General features: G+C 73.2%; 14 protein-coding genes. 8 read left to right on the top strand and 6 right to left on the bottom strand.

The genetic code is table 11. The features are described 5' to 3' along the window. Nucleotides 1–211 precede the first annotated feature (211 nt). The 5 genes from ACQPZG_RS25040 (at nt 212) to ACQPZG_RS25020 (ending at nt 5,519) form a co-directional block, all read left to right on the top strand. On the top strand, nt 212–898 hold the full coding sequence (locus ACQPZG_RS25040) for a winged helix-turn-helix domain-containing protein (protein WP_433547967.1): 687 nt from the start codon (nt 212–214) through the stop codon (nt 896–898). A gap of 157 nt (nt 899–1,055) precedes the next feature. After that, nucleotides 1,056–2,333, top strand: coding sequence for a histidine kinase (locus ACQPZG_RS25035; protein ID WP_433547966.1), 1,278 nt, complete (start codon nt 1,056–1,058; stop codon nt 2,331–2,333). Next, nucleotides 2,318–2,962 (top strand): LuxR C-terminal-related transcriptional regulator, encoded by a 645-nt coding sequence (locus ACQPZG_RS25030; RefSeq protein WP_433547965.1) that lies wholly within the window; start codon nt 2,318–2,320, stop codon nt 2,960–2,962. Before ACQPZG_RS25035 ends, ACQPZG_RS25030 begins: the two co-directional genes overlap by 16 nt. 120 nt (nt 2,963–3,082) lie before the next feature. Then, the gene (locus tag ACQPZG_RS25025) at nt 3,083–3,880 is read left to right on the top strand and encodes a trypsin-like serine peptidase (protein WP_433547964.1); all 798 of its coding nucleotides are present in this window, start codon (nt 3,083–3,085) and stop codon (nt 3,878–3,880) included. Nucleotides 3,881–3,998: 118 nt separating this feature from the next. Then, nucleotides 3,999–5,519, top strand: coding sequence for a DUF1996 domain-containing protein (locus tag ACQPZG_RS25020; protein WP_433547963.1), 1,521 nt, complete (start codon nt 3,999–4,001; stop codon nt 5,517–5,519). Between the two features lie 231 nt (nt 5,520–5,750). Here the strand turns inward: ACQPZG_RS25020 and ACQPZG_RS25015 are convergent, their stop codons facing one another. Beyond that, on the bottom strand, nt 5,751–6,221 hold the full coding sequence (locus ACQPZG_RS25015) for a hypothetical protein (protein ID WP_433547962.1): 471 nt from the start codon (nt 6,219–6,221) through the stop codon (nt 5,751–5,753). A gap of 87 nt (nt 6,222–6,308) precedes the next feature. Here ACQPZG_RS25015 and ACQPZG_RS25010 point away from each other — a divergent pair, with 87 nt between their 5' ends. Beyond that, a complete protein-coding gene (locus ACQPZG_RS25010; RefSeq protein WP_433547961.1) occupies nt 6,309–6,902 on the top strand; it encodes a rhomboid-like protein in 594 nt (197 codons plus the stop codon). A 76-nt stretch (nt 6,903–6,978) separates the two neighbouring features. Continuing rightward, the gene (locus tag ACQPZG_RS25005) at nt 6,979–7,797 is read left to right on the top strand and encodes a tyrosine-protein phosphatase (protein ID WP_433547960.1); all 819 of its coding nucleotides are present in this window, start codon (nt 6,979–6,981) and stop codon (nt 7,795–7,797) included. On the opposite strand, the gene ACQPZG_RS25000 is transcribed toward ACQPZG_RS25005, so the two are convergent. After that, nucleotides 7,798–8,331: a GNAT family N-acetyltransferase gene (locus ACQPZG_RS25000; RefSeq protein WP_433547959.1), complete on the bottom strand. Its 534-nt coding sequence runs from the start codon at nt 8,329–8,331 to the stop codon at nt 7,798–7,800. A gap of 54 nt (nt 8,332–8,385) precedes the next feature. On the opposite strand from ACQPZG_RS25000, the gene ACQPZG_RS24995 reads away from it, so the two are divergent. Beyond that, nucleotides 8,386–9,102 carry a DUF4230 domain-containing protein gene (locus ACQPZG_RS24995; RefSeq protein ID WP_433547958.1) on the top strand — a complete coding sequence of 239 codons (717 nt, stop codon included), beginning with the start codon at nt 8,386–8,388 and terminating at the stop codon, nt 9,100–9,102. A gap of 94 nt (nt 9,103–9,196) precedes the next feature. On the opposite strand, the gene ACQPZG_RS24990 is transcribed toward ACQPZG_RS24995, so the two are convergent. From ACQPZG_RS24990 to pulA, 4 genes are all read right to left on the bottom strand, one after another. Continuing rightward, complete coding sequence (locus ACQPZG_RS24990) at nt 9,197–9,925, bottom strand: TetR/AcrR family transcriptional regulator (RefSeq protein WP_433547957.1); 729 nt, start codon at nt 9,923–9,925, stop codon at nt 9,197–9,199. A gap of 505 nt (nt 9,926–10,430) precedes the next feature. Then, complete coding sequence (locus ACQPZG_RS24985; protein WP_433549539.1) at nt 10,431–12,335, bottom strand: hypothetical protein; 1,905 nt, start codon at nt 12,333–12,335, stop codon at nt 10,431–10,433. A 431-nt stretch (nt 12,336–12,766) separates the two neighbouring features. Then, nucleotides 12,767–15,109, bottom strand: coding sequence for an ATP-binding protein (locus ACQPZG_RS24980; protein ID WP_433547956.1), 2,343 nt, complete (start codon nt 15,107–15,109; stop codon nt 12,767–12,769). 603 nt (nt 15,110–15,712) lie between these two features. Continuing rightward, nucleotides 15,713–21,049: a pullulanase-type alpha-1,6-glucosidase gene (pulA, locus tag ACQPZG_RS24975; protein WP_433547955.1), complete on the bottom strand. Its 5,337-nt coding sequence runs from the start codon at nt 21,047–21,049 to the stop codon at nt 15,713–15,715. Nucleotides 21,050–21,289 lie beyond the last annotated feature (240 nt).

The raw sequence follows: 21,289 nt of genomic DNA, 5'->3' as shown, positions 1-21,289 counted from the left end.
ACGGGTCGTTGCGACCTGGAGCCGTTCTGGCCCTCCCGTCAGCACCACGACTTCGACCGGGTCTGTTGTCGCGCCGTGAACGCGCGCACCCCCTAACGCCGTACCCCGGACCGCTCCGGTACGGCCTTCGGTGCGCGCGACCAGGCAGGAAGCAGCACGCCGCCGCGTGACTCCCCGCGGCGGCCTCCTCCGCGCGAAAGCAGACTCCGTCATGACCCACGCCACCGTCACCCGCTCCCTTCCCACCGCCTCGCCGGCCCTCCCGCGCCGGACGGCGCACGAGCCGGTGCGCCCGGGGCCGCACCGGTTGCGCGCCGTCGAGCGCGACGAGGTGACGTCCCCGGCCGCCTCGCCCGCCGGGCTCCGTCCCGCGTACGACGTGGCCGACCACCTTCCGCCGGGCGCCACCTGGCTGCCCGCCCCGCCGCACGTGCTGCCCGCCCTGCCGGGCCGCCCGCCGATGGTCGGCTACCTCGTCCTCGTACCGGCGGACCCGCGGCCGGTCGCCGCTCCGGACGTCGCGGGGCACTCCGACGGACAGCGGATCGCCGGACAGCCCACCGTCGAGCAGCCCGCCGACGTGGAGCACGTCGGCGAGGGGCGCGCGGAGCTGCGGCCCGGTGCCGTCCGGATCGACTTCGCGCGGCGGACCGCCGAGGTGGACGGGCGGGCGCTGGACCTCACGTACCTGGAGTTCGAGCTGCTGGCGCACCTGGTGGCGCATCCCCAGCGCGTGCACACCCGGGACCGGCTGGTCACCACGGTGTGGGGGTACGGACACGTGGGCGACGGCCGCACCGTGGACGTGCACATCGCCCGGCTGCGCCGCAAGCTGGGCGCCGAGCACCGCCACACCATCCAGACGGTGCGCCGGGTGGGTTACAAGTACGTTCCCTGACTCCGGCGTACGGGGGCCCCGCGGGCGGTGGTGCCAGGTACACCCCGCCCCGGGTGCGGGGCCCCGTGCCCCGGCCGCCTTCCCCGGGGGAGACTGTGCCTGCGGTCAGGCACGGAAGCCTCGGGACACGGCCGCGGACGGAGAGGGACCCACCACCATGAATGCCACCCGGATACGCGCCGCGCTGCTGGCGGGGGTGCGCGCGCTCGGCCTGTCGGTCGCCTCGGTCGCGGTCAGTTGCGTGCTGTTCTCCCTCACCCTGCTCTCGCTGGTCCTCGTCGGGATCGGTGTGGGCGTCTTCACCACCCCCGTGGTGCTGGGCTGGGTGCGGGCCTGGGCCGACCACCGCAGGCGGCTGGCCGGGGCCTGGTCCGACGTGCGGATCGACGTCCCCTACCGCGCGCTGCCGGCGGACATCCGCTCCGGCGTGACCGGGCAGGTGGAGCGGACCTCGCTGATGCTGAAGGACCCGGCGACCTGGCGGGACCTCCAGTGGCTGTTCGTGGACCTGTCCGCGGGGGCCGTCACCGCGCTCGTCCCCGGGCTGACGCTCTGGTACTGGCTCTACGGGCTCGTCATCGCGGCCGGCCTGTGGCGGGAGTTCGAGCGCAGTGGCGGTGAGTGGTACCTCTTCGTCCCGGTGCACAGCCAGTTCACCGGCATCCTCGCCCTCGCGCTCGGGCTCGCCCTCCTCGCGCTCGGCCTCCGTTACAACACCACCCTCCTTCAGGCCCACTTCCGCCTCGCCAAGTGCTTCCTCGCCCCGACGAAGGAAGCCTCGCTCGCGCTGCGCGTCGCGAAGCTGACCGAGACCCGGCACGACGCCCTCGACACCTCGGCCGCCGAACTGCGCCGCATCGAACGCGACCTGCACGACGGCGCGCAGGCCCGGCTGGTCGCCATGGGCATGAACCTGGGCACCATCGAGGCCCTCATCGAGAAGGACCCCGCGAAGGCGAAGAAGCTGATCGCGGTGGCCCGCGCGTCCTCCGCCGAGGCGCTGACCGAACTGCGCGACCTGGTCCGCGGCATCCACCCGCCGGTGCTCGCCGAGCGCGGACTGGGCGACGCGGTACGGGCGCTGGCGCTGCGGCTGCCGATCGAGACGGAGGTGACGGTGGACCTGCCGGGGCGCTCCGAGGCGCCGGTGGAGTCGGCGGCGTACTTCGCGGTCAGCGAGGTGCTCACCAACGCGGTCAAGCACTCGGGTGCGGACCGCATCTGGGTCGACCTGCACCACGCGGGCACGGGCCGCGACGGCGTGATCCGCGTCTCGGTCACCGACAACGGGCACGGCGGGGCGAGGATCGGGGCGGGCTCCGGGCTGAGCGGGGTCGAACGCAGGCTCGGTACATTCGACGGTGTCCTGGCCGTCAGCAGTCCCGCGGGCGGTCCCACCATGGTGACCATGGAGATTCCTTGCGCGTCCTGCTAGCCGAAGACCTCTTCCTCCTCCGCGACGGCCTGGTGCGAATGCTCGAAGCGTTCGACTTCGAGGTCCTGGCCGCCGTCGAGACCGGTCCCGAACTGACCAAGGCATTCGAGGAGTTGGAGCCGGACGTCGCCGTCGTCGACGTCCGGCTCCCGCCGTCCCACACCGACGAGGGCCTTCAGTGCGCGCTCGCCGCCCGCCGCGCGAGACCCGGCCTGCCCGTCCTCGTGCTGTCGCAGCACGTGGAGCAGTTGTACGCGCGCGAGCTGCTCGCCGACGGCAACGGGGGCATCGGGTACCTCCTCAAGGACCGGGTCTTCGACGCCGAGCAGTTCGTCGACGCGGTACGCCGGGTCGCCGGCGGCGGCACCGCCATGGACCCGCAGGTCATCTCGCAGCTGCTGTCACGGCGGGCGCAGGACAAGCCGATCGGCCAGCTCACCCCGCGCGAGAAGGAGGTGATGGAGCTGATGGCGCAGGGCCGTTCCAACGCCGCCATCGCCGCCCAGCTCTTCGTCACCGAGCGGGCGGTGGCCAAGCACACCTCCAACATCTTCGCCAAGCTGGGCCTGCCGGTCTCCGACGACGACAACCGGCGGGTCCTCGCCGTGCTGGCCTACCTGGACCACTAGGAGCACGACGGGCCGGCCCCTGCCGAAGGGCGACAACCGGTGATGGCGTGCATAACCTGTGGGCGCAGTGACCGACGGGAGCGGCCGAGCGGGGCCGACCGGACAGAGGAGACGCCCGACGTGCGTGAGCGGTGGTGGCAGGGGCCGGTGGCCGCTGCCGGGGTTGCGGTGCTGTTCGCCCTGGTCAGCGGGTGCGGTGGGGCGGTGGCTTCGGCGCCCCGGCTGGAGCCCGGCGTCTCCCCCACCCCGCAGCGGACCGCGGCCGTGATCGACTACCCGCCGTTCATCGGAGTGCTCACCGAGGGCTCGGACCACGGGTGCACGGCGAGCGTCGTCGACAGCCCGAAGGGCAACATCGTGGCCACCGCCGCGCACTGCGTCCACGAGCCGGAGGGTGCGGAGAAGCGGACGATCTCCTTCGCGCCCGGCTTCTCCGGCCAGGGCAGCGGCAAGCAGCCCTACGGCGCCTGGCGGGTACGGGCGATCCAGGTCGACGACCGCTGGCAGGAGCAGGAGGACGACCCGTACGACTTCGCCTTCCTGACCCTGGAGCCGGACGCGCAGGGCCGCGAGGTCCAGGACGTCGTGGGGGCCGCCGGGCTCGACTGGGAGTCCGGCCCCGACCGCCAGGTGACGGTGATCGGCTATCCGGAGCCCGGTCACAACCCGGACAACCGGCCGGTCACCTGCACCACCGACAGCACCCTGGACCCCGATCTGCCGGGCATGCTGCGGATGGAGTGCGCGGGCTTCTGGAACGGCACCAGCGGCAGCCCCTGGCTCACCGGCTACCGGGGCCCCGACCGGCCGGGGAAGCTCATCGGCGTGCTGAGCGGCGGCGACACCGACGCCGAGTCGACGGCCGCGCTCTTCGGAAGCCCGGCGCGGGCCCTTTACCAGCGGGCACTGAAGGCGTGAGCGGGATTTCCGGGAATTGGTGCCTTTCCACGAAATCGCGGTGCCGGTGAGGAAAGGCTGAACGCGGCGTTCCCCGCGTGCGTATGGGACTTCGCCCGAAAGAAAGCGAAGGATCCTCATGGGACACGAAGGACACAAACGTTCGAAATTGGCGAACAGGACGATTGCCGCCACGGCCGCGCTTCTCCTCGGCGGGGGCGGGCTGGTCGCACTGAATGCGAGCGCCTCCGCCGGTGAAGACCCGGCGCAGGCACGGGCCGCCGCCGGACCGCGCATGGCGACCATCAGCTGTCCCGAGGCGGCCAACGCGCTGACCGAGGTGCCCCGGGGCGCGCGGCAGGACGTGGACCGCGAGCTGGCGGCCATGGACAGCCGGCTCACCGATGCCTACCGGACGTTCGCGGAGTCGAAGGAGCGGGGCGGGCGGCAGGACGCGGTGCTCGCCCCGCTCAAGGACCAGCGGGCCGCTTCCCTGGACCGGATCGGCGACGCCATCGAACGCCAGCCCGGAGCCGACCGACCCCGTGGCCTGGACGCGCTCGCCGCGTGCACGATGCGGGCGGAGGACGAGGGGAACAGCTCCGGGGACAGCGGGGACAGCGACGGCACCGGCGGCACGGGCGAGACCGGCGGCGAAAGCTCCGGCCGAGGTGACGGGGAAGGGTCCGGTCCGGGTGACGGCCCGGGGTCCGGCACAGGTGAGGGACAGGGTGGCGGGCAGGACGACGGCGGGACCGACGGGCCCCGCGCGGGCAACGGCCCCGAGCCCTCCGACTTCGTCGACATCCGTTCCGTACGCCCCAACGTCCCCCGCGTCCAGAACCGACGCAACGCCTCGCGCGGCACCTTCACCACCGCCTGCGGCCGGAACGAGAACGGCAAATTCAACCCGGACAATGTCATCGTCGCGCCGGGGGTGAGCAATGGCGCCCACCACATGCACGATTACGTCGGAAATCAGGCCACCGATGCTTTCTCGTCGGACGCCGTTCTCGCCGCAGGCGCGACGACCTGCCGCAATCCCGGTGACAAATCCACGTACTACTGGCCCGTCCTGCGATTGCAGAACGGAAAGGACGAGGCGGACGCCGACGTCGACGGCGGCGGCAAGGACCAGAACACCGGGCAGATCCAGACCCCTTCCCAGGTCACCCTCGACTTCGTCGGGAATCCGTCCGGCCGGGTCACGGCGATGCCGCGGTTCCTGCGGATCATCACCGGCGACGCGAAGGCCTTCACCAACGGCAACGCGAACGCCAACGCGTCGTGGAGCTGCACCGGGTTCGAGAACCGGCAGCTGAAGGACAAGTACCCGGTCTGTCCGCGCGGCAGCAAGGTGGTCCGCACGTTCAGGTTCCAGAGCTGCTGGGACGGCGCGAACGCCGACAGCGCCAATCACCGCACCCACGTGGCCTTCGCCCGCCCCGACGGCACGTGCGCGCTCGGCTTCCGCCCGATCCCGCAGCTCGTGCAGCGGGTGGTGTACACCGTTCCGCCCGGCCCCGGGTTCGCGGTCGACTCCTTCCCCGAGCAGTTGCACAAGCCGGTCACCGACCACGGCGACTTCATCAACGTCTTCGACGAGAAGCTGATGCGGCGGATGGTGAACTGCATCAACAACGGACAGCGCTGCCGCTGACGTCCCCCCGCACTGCAACGACGGCCCGCCGACCCACCCGGCGGGCCGTCGCGCGCGTGCGGCGACCAATGAATCCGAACCGAGCGACTACCGAACCGAGTGACTGCGACACCGGATGCCCACCGGGCCGAGCGACTACCGAGTTCGACGATCGCCGGGCCGAGCGATCGCCGGACCGAGTGACTACCGGACCGAGTGACTACCGGACCGAGTGACTACCGGACCGAGTGACTACCGGGCCGGGGGCGTCGTCGGCATCCCGGCGAGACCGGTGTGACGGGTATGGCTCGTGTGGCCGCCGTGGTCCGCCGGCCCCTCCTCCCCGTCCCCCGAGTGGCTCTCCCCCTTCGCCACGCTTCCCCCGAGTCGGCCGCGCAGTGCCGTGAGCACGGCTTCGTCGCCGACGGCGACCCACTTGCGGCCGACCAGGTAGCTGCCGCCGTAGTCGTCGGCGGAGTCCAGCCACTCCTGCCGCCCCCGATCGGTCGCGAACGTCGCCAGCAGGTAATTGCCGTCGCTCGACCGGCAGTTGGCTTGACGGATCTCCGCCGACGACGTTCCGGGCTCGGGTACGCAGCCCGCCTTCGCGGCCAGTTCCTCCAGGGTGCCGGTCGCCTCCGGCGGCACGTCCGGGGCCCCGCAGCCCGCCGTGAGCAGGAGGGCCGCCAGGGCCGGTATCCACACTGCCACTCGCTTGCGCATCCCCCCACCGTGCCTCTCCCGCCGACCCGCCGGGGCCGAACGCCCCAACTGATGCGTCCGTTACGCCTCATGCGGGATCATGCCCCCATGCACCTCCCCGCCCTCCCCGTGCTCGCCCCGGCCTACGTCGGCGGCGTCCAGCTCGCCGCGCACACCGTGCGCCACCACCTCGTCGACGACGACGCCCGCGAAACCTTCCTGCGGGCCTGTTCCACCAACGTCGACCAGCTCGAAGCGGGCCGCTGGGGCACCCTGCTGACCAGCGCGGTCGTCGTCGAGGAGCCGATGCCGCTGCCGTACGCACTGCTCCTGCTCGCGGTCCTCGGCTACGCCGAATACGCGTACGGGGCGTGGTGGGCGGCCGGGGTGTTCCTGCTGGGCCACGCGGGGGCGACGCTGCTGGTGTACGGAGGGCTGCGCACCACCCGCGCGGACGCGGCGACGCGCTCCGCGGTGGACGTGGGCACCAGCTACGGCTTCAACACCGTCCTCGGGGCCCTGACCGCCGCCCTGCCCGCAGGGCCGCTGCGGTTCGCCGCCCGCGCCGGGCTGCTGGCCGTCGGCGCCCGTCCCCTCCTCAACCGGGAGCGCCCCACCTTCACCGACGTCGGGCACTTCGCGGCGCTGGCGCTGGGCATCGGTCTCGGCGGGCTGGTCCCCCGCCCCTGCCGGGCCGCCTGAGCACGGCCCGCGTACCGTCGCACAGCACACCCCTACGACCTCCACCCCTCACGCACGCCGCAGGAGCCCCGCCGCCATGACCGCACTCGTCTCGACCACCGTCGTCAACCTCCGCGACCTCGGCGGCCTCCCCCTCTCCGGCGGCCGCACCGTCCGCCCCGGACTGGTCCTGCGGGCCGGACAGCTGGACCGGCTGGACCCGGCCGCCGACCCGGTGGTGGCGGACCTCTCCCTCGCGACGATCGTCGACTTCCGCAGCGCGGCCGAGCGCCACGACCACCCGGACCGGGTGCCCGCCGGGGTGCGCCACGTCGTCGCCGACGCACTGGCCGACACCATCTCGAAGGCCGCCGCGCGCGGCGACGCGGACGACAAGCCGGCCGCCGCCCAGCTCAAGCACGTCCTGTCCGACCCGCAGCTCGCCGAGGAGCACCTGGGCGGCGGACGCGCACGGGCCATGTTCGAGGACACCTACCGCGCGCTGGTCTCCTCCGCGTCGGCACTCGTCGCGTACCGCACCTTCCTCACCGAGCTGGCCGCGCCGGACGCCGGTCCGCTGCTCTTCCACTGCACGGCGGGCAAGGACCGCACCGGCTGGGCGGCGACGATCGTACTGACCCTGCTGGGCGCCGACGCCGAGACCGTCGAGACGGAGTACCTGGCGGTCAACGAGGCGGTGCGGGCGGCCTTCGTGCCGCTCATCGACGGCTTCGTCGCGAAGGGCGGCGACCCGGCGATCGCGCAGGCGGTCATCGGTGTCGTACCGGAGTACCTGAAGGCGGCGCTGACCGAGGTCGACGAGAAGCACGGGTCGATGGAGGCGTACGTACGGGACGGCCTCGGCATCCCGGACGAGGCCGTCGCCCGCCTCCGCGCCCGCCTCACGTCCGGCTGATCACGAGGAGGAGGTCAGCGCCTTCTCCAGCAGCGTCACCGCGTACGAGGGGGCCCCGCCCGGAGCCTCCTTCGCCCCGTTCTCCCCCACCAGCCGGTAGCCGGCCGTCCGGTAGTAGGTGCGCAGGCGCGTGTTGTGGGACACGCAGTCCAGTCGGGCCAGCGGACGGCCGCACGCCGCGATCCTGGCCTCGGCGGCGGCCAGCAGCGCGCGCCCCGTGCCCGCGGGGGCGCGCGTCCGGTCGGTCATCAGCCGGTGGACGTACCCGGCGACCGGCGGCTGGGCGCCCCACGCGCCCTCGTCCTGCCACCAGAGTTCGTACGCGCCGACCGCCGCCCCCTCGTGCTCCGCGAGCCACACCTCTCCCTCGCGCATCCGCAGCCGGAAGTGGGCGGCCGGTTTCTGGCCGGGCTTCCACTGGTCGATGCCGTTGCGGAGCATCCACCGGGCCGCCCCGTCGTGGAGGCCCACGAGAGCGGTGAGGTCCGAGTCGTCGGCGGGGCGGAAGGTGAGGGCCGCAGGGGTGTCGATCATGCGCAGTACCGTAACTGCCGCGTGAGCGGCCCCCGCAGAGGGCACCCGACCCCTATGGAACGCACTGACGCGCCTACGGAGAACCCGGCGACGGACGGCCCCCGACCCGTCGCCCCCGAAGCCGCCCGGACGCCGCGCCGCCGGGTCTCCCTCTGGATCAAGATCCCCGGCGTGCTGCTCGCCCTGCTCGCCGTGCTCCTGCTGGGCACCCGGCTGTTCCTGATCCCCGGCCTGGGCGACCTCTTCGGCACCGAGACCAAGGACAGGACCGGACCCGCCGTCCTCAAGTCCCTCCAGGACATGAGCAATTACGAGGCAGCCGCCGGGAACTTCCAGGTGGTGGTGGACCTGGAGAAGGACGCCAAGCTCCTGCCCGACGCGATCCGGGGCACCCGCACCCTCTACGTCGGTGCGGGCACCGTCGGAGCGAGCGTCGCGATGGGCGGCCTGGGCGAGGGTGACGTCACGGTGAACGAGGACCGGACCGCCGCCACGATCCGCCTCCCGCACGCCACCCTCGGCAAGCCCGCCCTGGACCCGGACCGCTCGTACGCGGTGTCCAAGCAGCGCGGTCTCCTCGACCGGCTGGGCGACTTCTTCTCCGACAACCCGAACGACGAGCAGGCCGTGCACCGGCTCGCCGCCCAGCGCATCGGCGAGGCCGCGAAGGACAGCGGACTGACCGCCCGCGCCGAGAAGAACACCACCGGCATGCTCCAGGGACTACTGCGCTCCCTCGGCTTCACGGACGTGACCGTCCTCTACAAGTGACCCGCCCGGCAAGGCCGTTCGACCGGCCGCGAGGGCGACCCGGGACGCGAGGGCGATCCGGGACAGGAGCGGCCCGGGGCGTGCGGCGGCCGGTTCAGTCGGTCGCCGCCCGCGGCGTCGGCACCACCGGCAGCAACGGCCCCAGCAGGGCCAACCGGCCGACGAGTTCGCCGAAGGGGCCGTCCGAAGGCTCGTCGGCCAGTATCCGCAGCACGATGGACGCCGTTTCCGGGTCGTAGGCCGCACTGACCGCCATCAGCGCCGCGAAGTCGTGCACCAGCTGCAACTCCAGCTCCGCGCGCGGAATTTCGCGCCCGTCGAGCCAGATCAGCGCGGTCGACTCGGCCAGTGAGACCCAGGAACGGACGACCAGTGCGAGCCGGGCGGACGGTTCGCCGACACCCAGGTGGTCGAGGATCTGCTCGTACGCCGCCTGCCGCACCTCGTCGATCATCGCGTTCGTCGTGGAGGAGCCGACGGCGGGGCCGCCCCGCATCAGAGCGAAGAACCCGGGGCCGTGCTCGTCGACGAAGCCGAAGAAGCGGCTCATCACCCGCAACAGCCGCGCCCCCAAAGGCCCTTCGTGCGGTTCCTGGAACCGGGCGGCGAGCTCGTCCGCCGCGCGCCGCAGCGCCGCCTCGTACAGGCTCTGCTTGCCGGGGAAGTAGTGGTAGACCAGCGGCCGCGAGATGCCCGCGGCGGCGGCTATCTCATCGATCGAGACCTCATCGGGCGAGCGATGGCTGAACAACTCCAGTGCTACGCCGATCAGTTGCTGCCTGCGCTCTTCGACGCCCATCCTGCGGCGCACCCCGGTCGTCATCCCACCAGCCTAACCTCCCGGCCCGCGATCAGGGCAGCAGGGCCCGCCCCTGATCGGCCCCTGAGCTGCCCCTATCCGGTCCTGGCCGCCGCTCATCCCTCCCCAGAGGTCGAGGAGGAGACGCCCCCGGGCAGCCGGCCGGACGGGGCCGGGGAGGGGGCCGTCACGCCGGGAACCGGTCGGCCGGCCCTCCCGCCGGCCGACCCCGCCGCCGCCCAGCCGCAGCCGACGGGCCCCACAAAGTGCCTGGTCACAGGGGTGACGACGGGTGCGCCGTCCTCGTTTCGGCGCGGGCGCGGGCCGGAGAGCCGACGGGAACCCGCACCGAGGTGCCGGTCGGGCGCGGCCGGCCCTCGCACGCCCCGGAGCCACCGGCGCCCGCGCCCGGCGCGCACCTCGCGGCGTGCAACGAACAGCGGTCCGGCAGCGCCTCCTCCGCCACTCCCACGGGCCCCTCCGTGCGACAGCAGTGCGCTTCGGCATCCGGGCCCGTCCGCCGCGGGCTTCACCGCAGCACGTCCGCCTCCGTCCCGTCCTTCAGCTTTCCGCTCAGGTCGGCCTGTGTGCCCGCCTTCACCGGCACGGCGAGGAGGTTGCCGTCGGAGCTGCCCTCGGCGCCGCCGCCCACCGACAGCGACGCGAACGCGTCGTTCCCGGCCGCCAGCAGGTACGACCCGCCGGCCTTCGCCTTCCACAGCACTCCGGCGAGCACCTTCGGGTCCTTCGCCCCGCAGGCCGCCGAGTTCTCCGCCTTCGCGACGACCGCACCGGGCGCGCCCTTGCCCGATCCGGGCAGCTGGAACTGGGCGAACACCCGGCTCCCGTTGCCCCGCCACGTCTCGGCGCGCGTGCACACCCAGTGCGCGGTGCCGTTCGACTCGGGCAGGGTCTGGGCCGCGTACGGCCAGGAGTTGACGCTGCGCACCCCGCGCGACCGCACGGTGGGCAGCAGGCACGCCGTGTGCGCCCAGCGCTCCCGGTCCGCCGTCGACCCGAGGTCCTCCGGCGCGGCGGGCGGGCCGGAGGTGAGCCGGACCGGGGTGAGTTCGCCGAGGTCGGTGAGGGTGCGGGTGCCGGTGGCGTCCCGTACCTCCATGGCGTCCCAGGTACGGCAGTCGCGGGACATCGAGGACGCGGCGAGCGGGGCGGTGACGCCGTCGGGGGTGCGCCGGAGGGTACGGGGCGCGGCGGCGGGGTCCAGCAGGTCGCGAACGGCCACCCGGTCGGCCCACGGGGCGGTGAGGTAGCGGACGTGGGTGTCGGTGCGGGCGACGACCACGGCGGACGCGGACGCCTCCGAGGCGGCGTCGACGCGGGCGAAGTCCAGGACGACGCCCTCGCCTCCGCCGACGGGCTCGGCGTACCGGACCAGACGCAGCCCGTCGTACAGGACGACCACCCGCGCGCCGTCCAGTTCACCGGCGTACAGGAGTTGCGGCGGGCCCATCGCCGGTCCGGTGGGGGTCTGCGGGGTGGCCGAGACACCGGCGCTCCCGCCGGGGCGGGCCCAGACGGCGAGGGCGCGGCGCAGCAGTGCGAAGTCCTCCGCGAGGGAGCCCCGGACCGGCCAGACGGAGAAGTCCGTGCGGTCGGAGGTCTTCCAGGCGTCCGCCGGGGCGATGGTCAGCCGGGCCGGGTCCAGTGCCCGTTCCGCCGAGGGGTTCTGGGCGTACAGCGGCCCGGACGCCCCGTCGCCGGTGCCACCGAGCAGGACCGCGCCGACGGCGAGGGCCGCGACGGCCGCGACGCAGGCGCGGGTGAGGTGGCGGCGGCGCATCAGGTCGGTGGGCCGGGCCTGGAGCGAGCACGGGTCGAACTCGGCGGATTCCAGGAGCGCGGACGGCTCGACGGTGTCCGCCTCGGCGAGCGCCGCCGCCGGCGCGGCGACCCCGCAGCCGGCGAGCACGCCGCGTACCTCCGTGTCGTCCAGCCGTTCCAGCGCGCGCAGCACGTACGCGGCGCGGCCCGCGCCGGTGAGAGCCGCGAGCTTCTGGTCCAGGGCGAGTTCGTCCGCGCCGCCGGACTTGGGGAAGAGCCGGACCCCCCACACCTGCGGGAGCAGCGGCGGCAGTTGGGACCGGTTGGGCCAGGCCCGGCGCAGCAGTGGCTGCTCGGCTTCCAGGGCGCGGCGCAGCACCTGCTGGCGTACGAAGGCGTGGCCGCGGTCGCGGTCCGTGGTCCCGGTGGCCGCCGTGGCCCCGGTCCCGGGACGGGGCAGCGGGATGCCGGCGACGGTCTGCGGAGTGCGGCCTGTCCGGCCACGCGGCAGGGCGCGCTGGGCGAGCGAGTGGGCGGTCAGGACGCGGCGGTTGCGCCCGAGGTGCGGGGGCAGCACGAGGTAGGCGAGGCGGACGAGGCGCGGGTAGTGCTCGACGAGCGCGGCCTCGGCCTGCTCGACGCCGACCGCCACGGTGGCCGCGGGGTCGGCGGGCGGGGCCTCGGCGTCTTCGCCGGTTCTGCCGGGGTGGGCGGTGGGGGCGTCGGTGGGCTTGCGGGGGCGGCTGATGACATCCTGTGGGCGTCGCACATTACGCAGAACGAGCGATACATCCGATGGTCACCCACGGCTCCCGGGCGGTTCGCGCCCGGCTCGCCCGGCGATCACCGAGGCCCGCCCTCGACCGGCCCGAAGGCCCGCACGCCACCTCCCGCGCTCGCCCGGCGATCACCAAGGCCCACCCTCGACCGGCCCGAAGGCCCGCACAGCACCTCCCGCTCTGCCCGCCGCGTGTCCTGCGCTCGCCCGCCGCGTGTCCTGCGCTCGCCCGCCGCCTGTTTCTGCGCTCGTCCGCCACGTGTCCTGCGCGCCGCCTGCGGCTCGGCCTGGTGCTCCGTCGTACGTCAGGGGTGCGGGCGCAGCAGGGCCAGGGTGAGCGTGGAGTCCGGGTGGGCGGCCAGGCCCTCCGCGTACGCCCGCTCGTACGCCGCGTCGCCGATCCCGGCCCGTGCGCGACGCTCGCACTCCTCCCGTACGGGGGTCAGCTCCGGCGTCCCGCGCTGCGGTTGGCCGACCCTGCTCCAGTAGGACTGCCCCAGTCCGTACACCCGGGCGGCCTCCTCCCCCGACCCGCCGTACGCGAGGGCAGCCGCGAGCAGGTCCAGGCCGAGTGCCGTGCCGTAGCTGTCGCCGATGAGGTGCTTGCTGTCGAGCATCGCGCGCGCGTACCCGGCCGCCTCGTCCGGCCGGCCCTGGAGGAGGGCGATCAGCGACAGCGCGTACTCGGCGTAGGAACGCGTCCACACCTCGCCGTGCTCGGCGCACAGTTCGCGCAGGGCGTGCGCCTCCTCGCGCGCCTCGTCGAGACGGCCCAGGGCGGTCAGGGCGTAGGTGCGCACGAAGCGGCAGCGCAGTTGGGAAGGGGAGTCGAAGGGTTCGCCGGGGCGGGCGGCGAGGGCCCGGTCGGTGAGCGTGTGGGCGGCGAGCGGGCGGCCCGCCATGAGGTGGGTGACGCCGAGGAGGTACGCGGCGGCCAGCATGTCCTCGGGGTCCTTCGCCTGCCAGGCGGCCACCGCGCACTGCTCGCCCAGCCACTTCGCGCTGTCCTGGTCGCCGGAGACCGTGGCGGTGAACCCGAGCGCCCACAGGGCGCGCGAGCGGTGCGGGCCGGGCGCGCTGTGCAGTTCGAGGGCGCGGGTCAGGTAGCTGCGGGCCTCGGGGAGGTGGCCGCAGCAGCCCCAGAAGAAGCCGACCCGGCCCGCCATTTCCAGGGCACGCTCGGGCTCGGCCTCCAGGTAGTGGTCCAGGGCGGCGCACAGGTCGGCGTGGGCGGCTCCGACCCTCCGGTACCAGTCGGCCTGCTGCGGGCCGAGCCAGTTCTCCTCGGCCCGGCGGACGAGGTCGGCGTAGTAGGCGGCATGACGGGCGGCGGCGGGCGGGGCCTCGCCCAACTCGCGCAGCCACATGGCGCCGTACTCCCGGAGGGTGTCGAGCATGCGGAAGGCCCGGGGGCCGGGCGGGCCGTTGCCTTCACGCGTGTACGGGTCCGGGTGCTGGTCGCGGGTCTCCTCCTCGTCGTCCGGGTCAAGGTCGCGGTCCTTGCGTACGACGGACTTGCGGACCAGTTCGTGCAGCGTGCGGGAGACCTCGTCGCCGTCGAGCGGGCCGCCCGCGCACACCTCGCGGGCCTCCGCCTCCTCGAAGTCCCCCCGGAACACGGAGAGCCGCGCCCACAGGAGACGTTCCAACGGGGTGCACATCTCGTGGCTCCAGCCGATGGCGGTGCGCAGGGCACGGTGCCGAGGGGGCCAGGTGCCGTCCTGGGCGAGGACGTCCAGCGGGGAGGTGAGCAGGCGGCGGGCGAGGGACTGCACCCTCTCGGTCGGGCCGTCGGCGTCGCTCGTGCGGCTGGCGTCGCTCGTGCCGTCGGGGCGCGTCGTCGTGCGGTCGGCGTGCGTCGTGCGGTCGGCGTGCGTCGAGCTGTCCGCGTGCGTTGTGCTGTCGGCGGGCCCCGGGCTGTCGGACTCGTTCGTGGCGTCGTCCGGGTCGCCGCTCCGGTCGCCGTTCGGGGGGCTCAGCTGGGCACAGGCCAGTTCCAGTGCGAGCGGGACGCCTTCGAGGCGGGCACAGATCGCGTCCACGGCTTCCGCGGCGGCCGGATCGTCCGTGCTGTCGGAGCCGTCGAGGGCCAGGCCAGGAACGTAACGGCGGGCCCGGTCGCGGAAGAGGGCTGCCGCGCCGTCCGGTCCGTGCAGCGGCAGCGGGGGCACGTCGAGGACGTACTCGCCACGGGATCCGAGGGGCTGTCGGCTGGTGGCCAGGACGGTCAGCCCCGGGGCGGTGGTGAGGAGTTCCGCGACGAGGTGGCCGCAGGCGGCGGCGAGCCGTTCGCAGGAGTCCAGGACGAGGAGGAGCTGTTTGCCCTGGAGCCATTCGCAGAGGGCTTCGGCGGGCATGCGGCGGGCGTGGTCGGCGTAGTCGGCGAAGTCGACGGCGTCGGAGACGGTAGCGACGAGGAGCTGGTCGTCGCGGAGCGGGGCGATGTCCGCCCACCAGACCCCGTCGGAGTGGCGGGGGGCGGCGTGGCGGGCCGCGCGCAGGGCAAGGCGGCTCTTGCCGACGCCGCCGGGGCCGGTGAGGGTGATCAGGCGGTGCGTACCGAGGGCGTGGTCCACGCGGGCCAGTTCGGGGCGGCGGCCGACGAAGCTGGTCGTTTCCTCGGGGAGGTTCCCCAACACGGGGGCCATTGTTCACCACTTGCGGCGGGGCGGGGCGGGACGCTGCGGGGTGGGAGCGGGTGGGCGGGTCGGGGGCGGGTCCCTGCGGGGCGGTGGGGGTGAGTGCGTTCCTCTGTACGGTCGCTCCCGAGCGGGGCGGTGGGGGTGAGTGCGTTCCTCTGTACGGTCGCTCCCTTGCGGGGCCGAGGGGTGAGTGCGTTCCTCTGTACGGTCTTTCCCCTGCGGGGGCGGTGGGGGTGCGGTTGCCTGCGGCGCCGGCCCCTCCCCGCCCCTTCCCGAAACCGCTGGCCGCGGGGCTTGATGGTGCGGGTGGGGGGTGGGTGCGCAGTTCCCCGCGCCCCTGAAGGGGTGCGTTGGTGCGGGGAGTTGTTGTCGTGCGGGTCGGTGGGGGGATGCGCAGTTCCCCGCGCCCCTGAAAGGGCGCCCTGGCGCGGGGAGTTGTTGTCGTGCGGGTCGGTGGGGGGGATGCGCAGTTCCCCGCGCCCCTGAAGGGGTGCGTTGGTGCGCGGAGTTGTCGTGCGGGTCGGTGGGTGGGGCGGGGGCCCGCGACCCGGAGTAGTGAGGGTGGGACCCCCGCGCCCCGGGGTGGGGCGCGGGGTGGTGGGTGTTGCGCTAGCGGGTGGTGTACACCGCCACCGTTCGGGCCGGCACGGTGAATGTTCCCGAGCCCGTTTCGTGGGTGGCCTGCTTGACCCGGGGGTCGGAGCCCCGTGCCTGTACGGGGTGCAGCGTGTACGGAGTGCCTGCCAGCGCCGGGATCGTCTGTCGCTGTGCGGTCGGCGTCGCGTTGAAGACGACCAGCAGCTTCCCTGCCCGCATCGTGACGACGCCCGGGGTCTCGGCCTTGCCGGAGAGGGGGAAGGAGACGCCCGCCTGCACGTCACCGGTCGTGGCCATGCTGAACGCCTTCTCCGTCGTGCGGATCCTCAGCAGGTCCCGGTAGGCGGCGGAGGCCGACGTGATCTCCGGGCAGCCCGGCCTCAGCGCCGGGTTCGCCAGCAGCGGCTTGCCGAAGGGCCACTTCGGCTGGTTGTCGGCGGCCGGAGGCAGGCCGCGTCCGAAGCCGTTGCCGGCACGGCAGTCCCACTGGATCGCGTTGAACCAGTCGCCGCTGTCGTAGGAGTTGCGGTCGAGCGACTTGGAGCGCAGCAGGTCCGTGCCCGCCTGGGAGAGCGCCGGGCCTTGGGAGAGTGCCGCCGTGGCCATCGCGAGGACCTGCATGCGGGAGCGGTCGGCGGCGGACGTCGTCGCGGGGAGTTTGAAGGCGAGCGCGTCGTAGAGGGTCTCGTTGTCGTGCGCGTCCGCATAGGCGAGCGCGTCGCCGGGGGCGGCTGCGTACCCGGCCGGCGCTCCGTTGTAGTCGACCTCGGAGCCCTTGACCGTGCGGCCGTTGCTGTCCGTGAAGGTGTAGTCGGCGAGGTTGCCGGTCAGGCCGACCTTGAGGAGGTCCTGGTAGTGCAGGAGGCGGGCCTTCTGCTCGGCCGGGGTGCCGTTCGCCGGTGAGGAGTTGGGCTCGGTGAACAGGCCGCTCGCGAAGCCCTGGACGCCCGGGTCCTCGTCGAAGGGGCCGCCGCCGCGCACCGCGTCGCGCGCCCGGTCGGAGAAGGTGGCGATGCCGGTCCCCGCCATGTTCTTCTGGCTGGCCTGTTCGAAGCGCGCGTCGTCGGCGATCTCGCCGAAGTTCCAGCCCTCCCCGTACAGGACGATCTTCTTCCCGTCGACGCCGTCACGCGCGGGCGTCAGGGCGTCGAGGGCCTTGCGCACGGCCAGGATGTTGGCCTTCGGGTGGTGGCCCATGAGGTCGAAGCGGAAGCCGTCGACCTTGTACTGCTTCGCCCAGGTGACGACCGAGTCCACGACGAGCTTGCCCATCATGACGTTCTCGGGCGCGGTGTTGGCGCAGCAGGTGGAGGTGGCGACGGAGCCGTCCTCGGTCAGCCGCTGGTAGTAGCCGGGCACGATGCGGTCGAGGACCGACTTGTCCGACTGGCCGGCGGCGACGGTGTGGTTGTAGACGACGTCCATGACGGTGCGCAGGCCGCTGCCGTTCAGCGCCTGCACCATCTGCCGGAACTCGACCGTGCGCCTGGTGCCTTCGGGGTCGCTCGCGTACGAGCCCTCGGGGACGGTGTAGTGCAGCGGGTCGTAGCCCCAGTTGTAGGCGTCCTTGGCGGCGGCCTTCGCCACGCAGGCCTGCTGGGCGTCGGAGTCCGGTCCGTAGGACTTCAGGTCGCAGGCGGGGGTGGCCTGTGCGGACTTCTTCTCGGGGACGGTGCCGAGATCGAAGACGGGGAGCAGGTGGACGTAGTTCGTACCGGCCGCGGCCAGTGCGCGCAGGTGCTGTGAGCCCTTGGAGTCGCGGTCGGTGAAGGCCAGGTACTGGCCGGGGTGCCGGGAGGTCCTGTCCTCGATGGAGAAGTCCCGTACGTGCAGTTCCTGGATCTGTGCGTCGCGGAGCGGCTTCGCGGCGGGTTTCCGCAGCGCGTGCCACCCCTTGGGGGCCAGCTTCGGGTCGTTCAGGTCGACGACGATGCTGCGGGCGGAGTCGGTGGTGAGGGCGGTGGAGTACGGGTCGGTGACGCGGTTCGTCACGACCTTGCGGACGCTCGGCGCCCACACCTTCACCGCGTAGCGGTAGGGCTGTCCGATCCACTTGCGGTCGCCGGTCGCCGACCAGACGCCGCTGCGGTCGTCGCGCCGCATGGGGACCTGGCGACCGCCGATCTCCAGAGTGACCTGCTGGGCGGTGGGCGCCCACAGGGAGAGGACGGGGCGTCCGCCGTCGCGGAAGACCGGGCCGAGGTCGGCCCGGGTGGCGCGGGCGCCGTAGGTGGCGTCCAGGACGCCGGGGATCTGCACCCCGGTCGCGGCCAGCAGGGCGCCGTTGGCGGCCCGCTGGGTGGCGAGGAGCTGTCCGCGCAGCGACTCGTCGACGCGGTCGCGGTCCCGTGCGTCGAGGGTGAACGCCGGGTAGTCCTTGAGGTGCGGGAACCTGGCCTTCTGGGCGTCGCTCAGGGCGCCCGGGTTGAGCCGCAGCCACCGGCCCTCGTCGTTGAGCGCCCCGTCGACGACCTCGATGCCGCCGTCCCGCGCGTAGACGAGCTGCTGGCTGGTCGCCTCGGTCGCCTTGACCTTCCAGACGACGGTGTCCCGGTCGATCCACTGCGCCTCGGCCTTCGTCAGGTCGAGCGAGCCCGGCCCTCCGGCCTGCGGCAGCACGTACTTCGGCTCCCCGGCGAGCGCCCACACCTCGTGACCGTACGTCGCCAGGTCCAGCGACTGGTCGGTGGGGAGGTCCTTTTCGTCGCCCTTGTGCAGGATGTACGACAGGGAGGTGGCCCCGGCGGCGAGCGGGACCTCGTACGTCACGCCGTACGCGTCCTTCTTCACCGGCGGCAGCGGCTTGGCCCAGTCGGTCGGGTCCTTGGCGCCGGACCAGACGTGCAGGCCCCAGCCGTCGTAGTCGCCGTCGGCGCGCTGGTAGTGGAGCACCGCCTTGGTCCTGTCCTGCGGCGGGTAGGTGCCGTCGGGGGCCTTGGTGAGCTGCTCGTCCTTGCCCTGCTCGACCCACACCTCGCCGGTGGCGGCGAGGTCGACGGTGCGCGCCGGGCCGTCGGCGGTGCCGTCCTTCTCCACGGTGTACGCGAAGGAAGTGGCTCCCTCGGCGAGCTTCACCCACGCGAACGCGCCGTACGCGTCGCGCCCGGTGAACGACCCCTCGCCGGAGGGGGACTTGAGCTGCCAGCCCGCGTAGTCGCCGTCGGCCCTCCGGTAGTGGACGACCGCGTACGCACGGTCCCCGGCGCGCGGCTTCTCCGCCGGCGGGGCCTGTCCGGCCGTCGACGAGGCGAGGGCGCCGGCCGTCCGTCCGGCGCTGTCCACCACCACTGCCTTGTACCGCAGGGCGGTTCCGGCGGGCACCGTCTTCGGGTCGAGGTACTGGGTGACCTTGTACGGGGCGTGGTCGGCGGAGCCGAGGACCTTCCAGGGGCCGTTGCCGCTCTGGGCGGCGAAGACCACCCGGTTGAGCTGTCCGCCGGTGGGGGCGGCTTCGATCTCGACGGTGCCGGTGGCTCCGGCGGCGGGGGCCTTCAGGGTGAGGGCGGGTGCGGCGGCCGGGGCGCCGAGCGGCTTCTCCGCCCGCAGGACGAGGCTGGAGAGCGCCGGGACGGTGACCTCGGCCGTGCGGTCGGCTCCGCTGCGCACCGCGTCCGAAGTGCCGTACAGCGGTCGGAAGTCCATGCCCGCCGAGGCGGTCGGGATCCGGACGGTGCGCGGCGTCGTGGCGTTGTTCGTCGCGACGACGTACTCGACCTTGCGCGCCGTGTCCGTACGGGAGAAGGCGTGGACGGAGCCCTCCGCGTACCGCTCCTCCTGCACGCCGTCACGCAGCGCGGGGTGCGCCTTCGTCAGCTGCGACAGGGCCGCGATGGACCGGTAGAGCGGGTGCGCGGTGTCGTACGCGTCGCTCGCGTGGGTGCGGTCGGTGCCGAGCTGGTCGTCGTCGAGGTAGTCGGGCGTCTTCGACGCGAAGAGGGTCTGCCGGGCGTCCTTGTCGCCGCCGGGGCCGGTGAAGCCCTGTTCGTCGCCGTAGTAGACGACCGGGTTTCCGCGGCCGAGGAACGTCAGCTCGTGGGCGAGGCGGGCGCGCCGGACGAGTTCCGCGTCGTCCGCCTTCGGGTTGTCCTGCTTGAGGAAGGCGCCGATGCGGCCCATGTCGTGGTTGCCGGTGAAGGCCACCTGCTCGTACGCGTTGGCCTTGTCGGTGGTGTAGCGGTAGTCGGCCGCGTACACCTTGGCGAGCTTCTCCGCGCCCGCGCCCTGGGAGGCGTATCCGCGCAGGGCGTCCTGGAGGGGGAAGTCGAGGGTGGCGTCCAGGCGGCCCCGGGTGACGTAGGGGGCGTTGGCGGCCGGGTCGGAGTCGTAGACCTCGCCGAACATGAAGAACTTGTCGCGGCCGCGTTTCTTGGCGTACGCGTCCAGGGCGGTCGCCCACTGGGTCCAGAAGTCCATGTCGACGTGTTTGACGGTGTCGATGCGGAAGCCGTCGATGTCGAAGTCGCGGACCCACTTCTCGTAGATCTTCTCCATGCCCTTCACGACCTCGGGACGCTCGGTCCAGAGGTCGTCGAGACCGGAGAAGTCGCCGTACTCGGCGCTCTCTCCCGCAAAGGTCGAGTCACCTCGGTTGTGGTACATCAGCGGGTCGTTGAGCCACGCCGGGGTCTTCCGCTCGCCCGCGCGCGGCGTGGGCGTGTACGGGAAGGAGTCGGCGTCGACCTTCGGGATGCGGCCGGCGCGGTCGTCGAAGGGGCGGCCCTTCGTGTCGAGGTACGGGTGGGATCCCTTCGGGCGGTAGCCGTACTTCTTCTCCGCGTGGTCGACGATGTCGGCGGTGTGGTTGGTGATGACGTCGAAGAAGACCTTCATGCCCTTGGCGTGGGCCTTGTCGATCAGCGTCTTGAGGTCGGCGTTGGTCCCGAAGTGCGGGTCGACCTGTGTGAAGTCGGTGATCCAGTAGCCGTGGTACCCGGCGGAGGCGTCCTTGCCGGTCCCCTGCACCGGCTTGTTCTTGAAGATCGGCGCCATCCAGATGGCGGTCGTCCCCAGGCCCTTGATGTAGTCCAGCTTCTGCGTGAGGCCCTTGAGGTCGCCGCCCTGGTAGAAGCCCTTGTCGGCGGGGTCGAAGCCGTGGTCGAGGCGGGTGCCGGTGAGGCCGCCGCGGTCGTTCTTCGGGTCCCCGTTCGCGAACCGGTCCGGGAGGACGAAGTAGAACTGGTCCCGGGTCAGGTCGTGCCGGGCGGGCTCGGCGGCGAGTCCGGCGTCGGAGGGCGGGGACGGCACGGGCGGCTTCGGTGCCGCGAACGCGGGGGCGGCGGGGGCGAGCGTGGCGCACAGCGCCACGGTCACGGCGCCGGCGGCCGCTCTTCGCAGGGGTGTGGGTATCACGGGGGCAGGGTCTCCTCGGAACGGCGCGCGTCGGCCGATCGGCCGCTGAATGTTCTTGCTGCAAGGGAGCAGAAAGTTCTTGCACGGGACGGTACGAGGGCCGGGGGTGACGGTCAACCCTTTGCGCGGCAGGAGTAGTTGGGCGGGCGGGAGCGGGGGTGGGGCGGGGCGAAAGGGCAGGTGGAAGGCGGGGGTGCAGGGTGGGTGGCGGGGCGTGGAGCGGGGGTGCACCCCCCACCG

Origin of the sequence: Streptomyces sp. CA-294286, from assembly GCF_050947155.1 — a bacterium.
Lineage (GTDB): Bacteria > Actinomycetota > Actinomycetes > Streptomycetales > Streptomycetaceae > Streptomyces.
The sequence above is the reverse complement of the archived record's forward strand: the minus strand, read 5'-3'. Positions and strand labels throughout refer to the sequence as shown.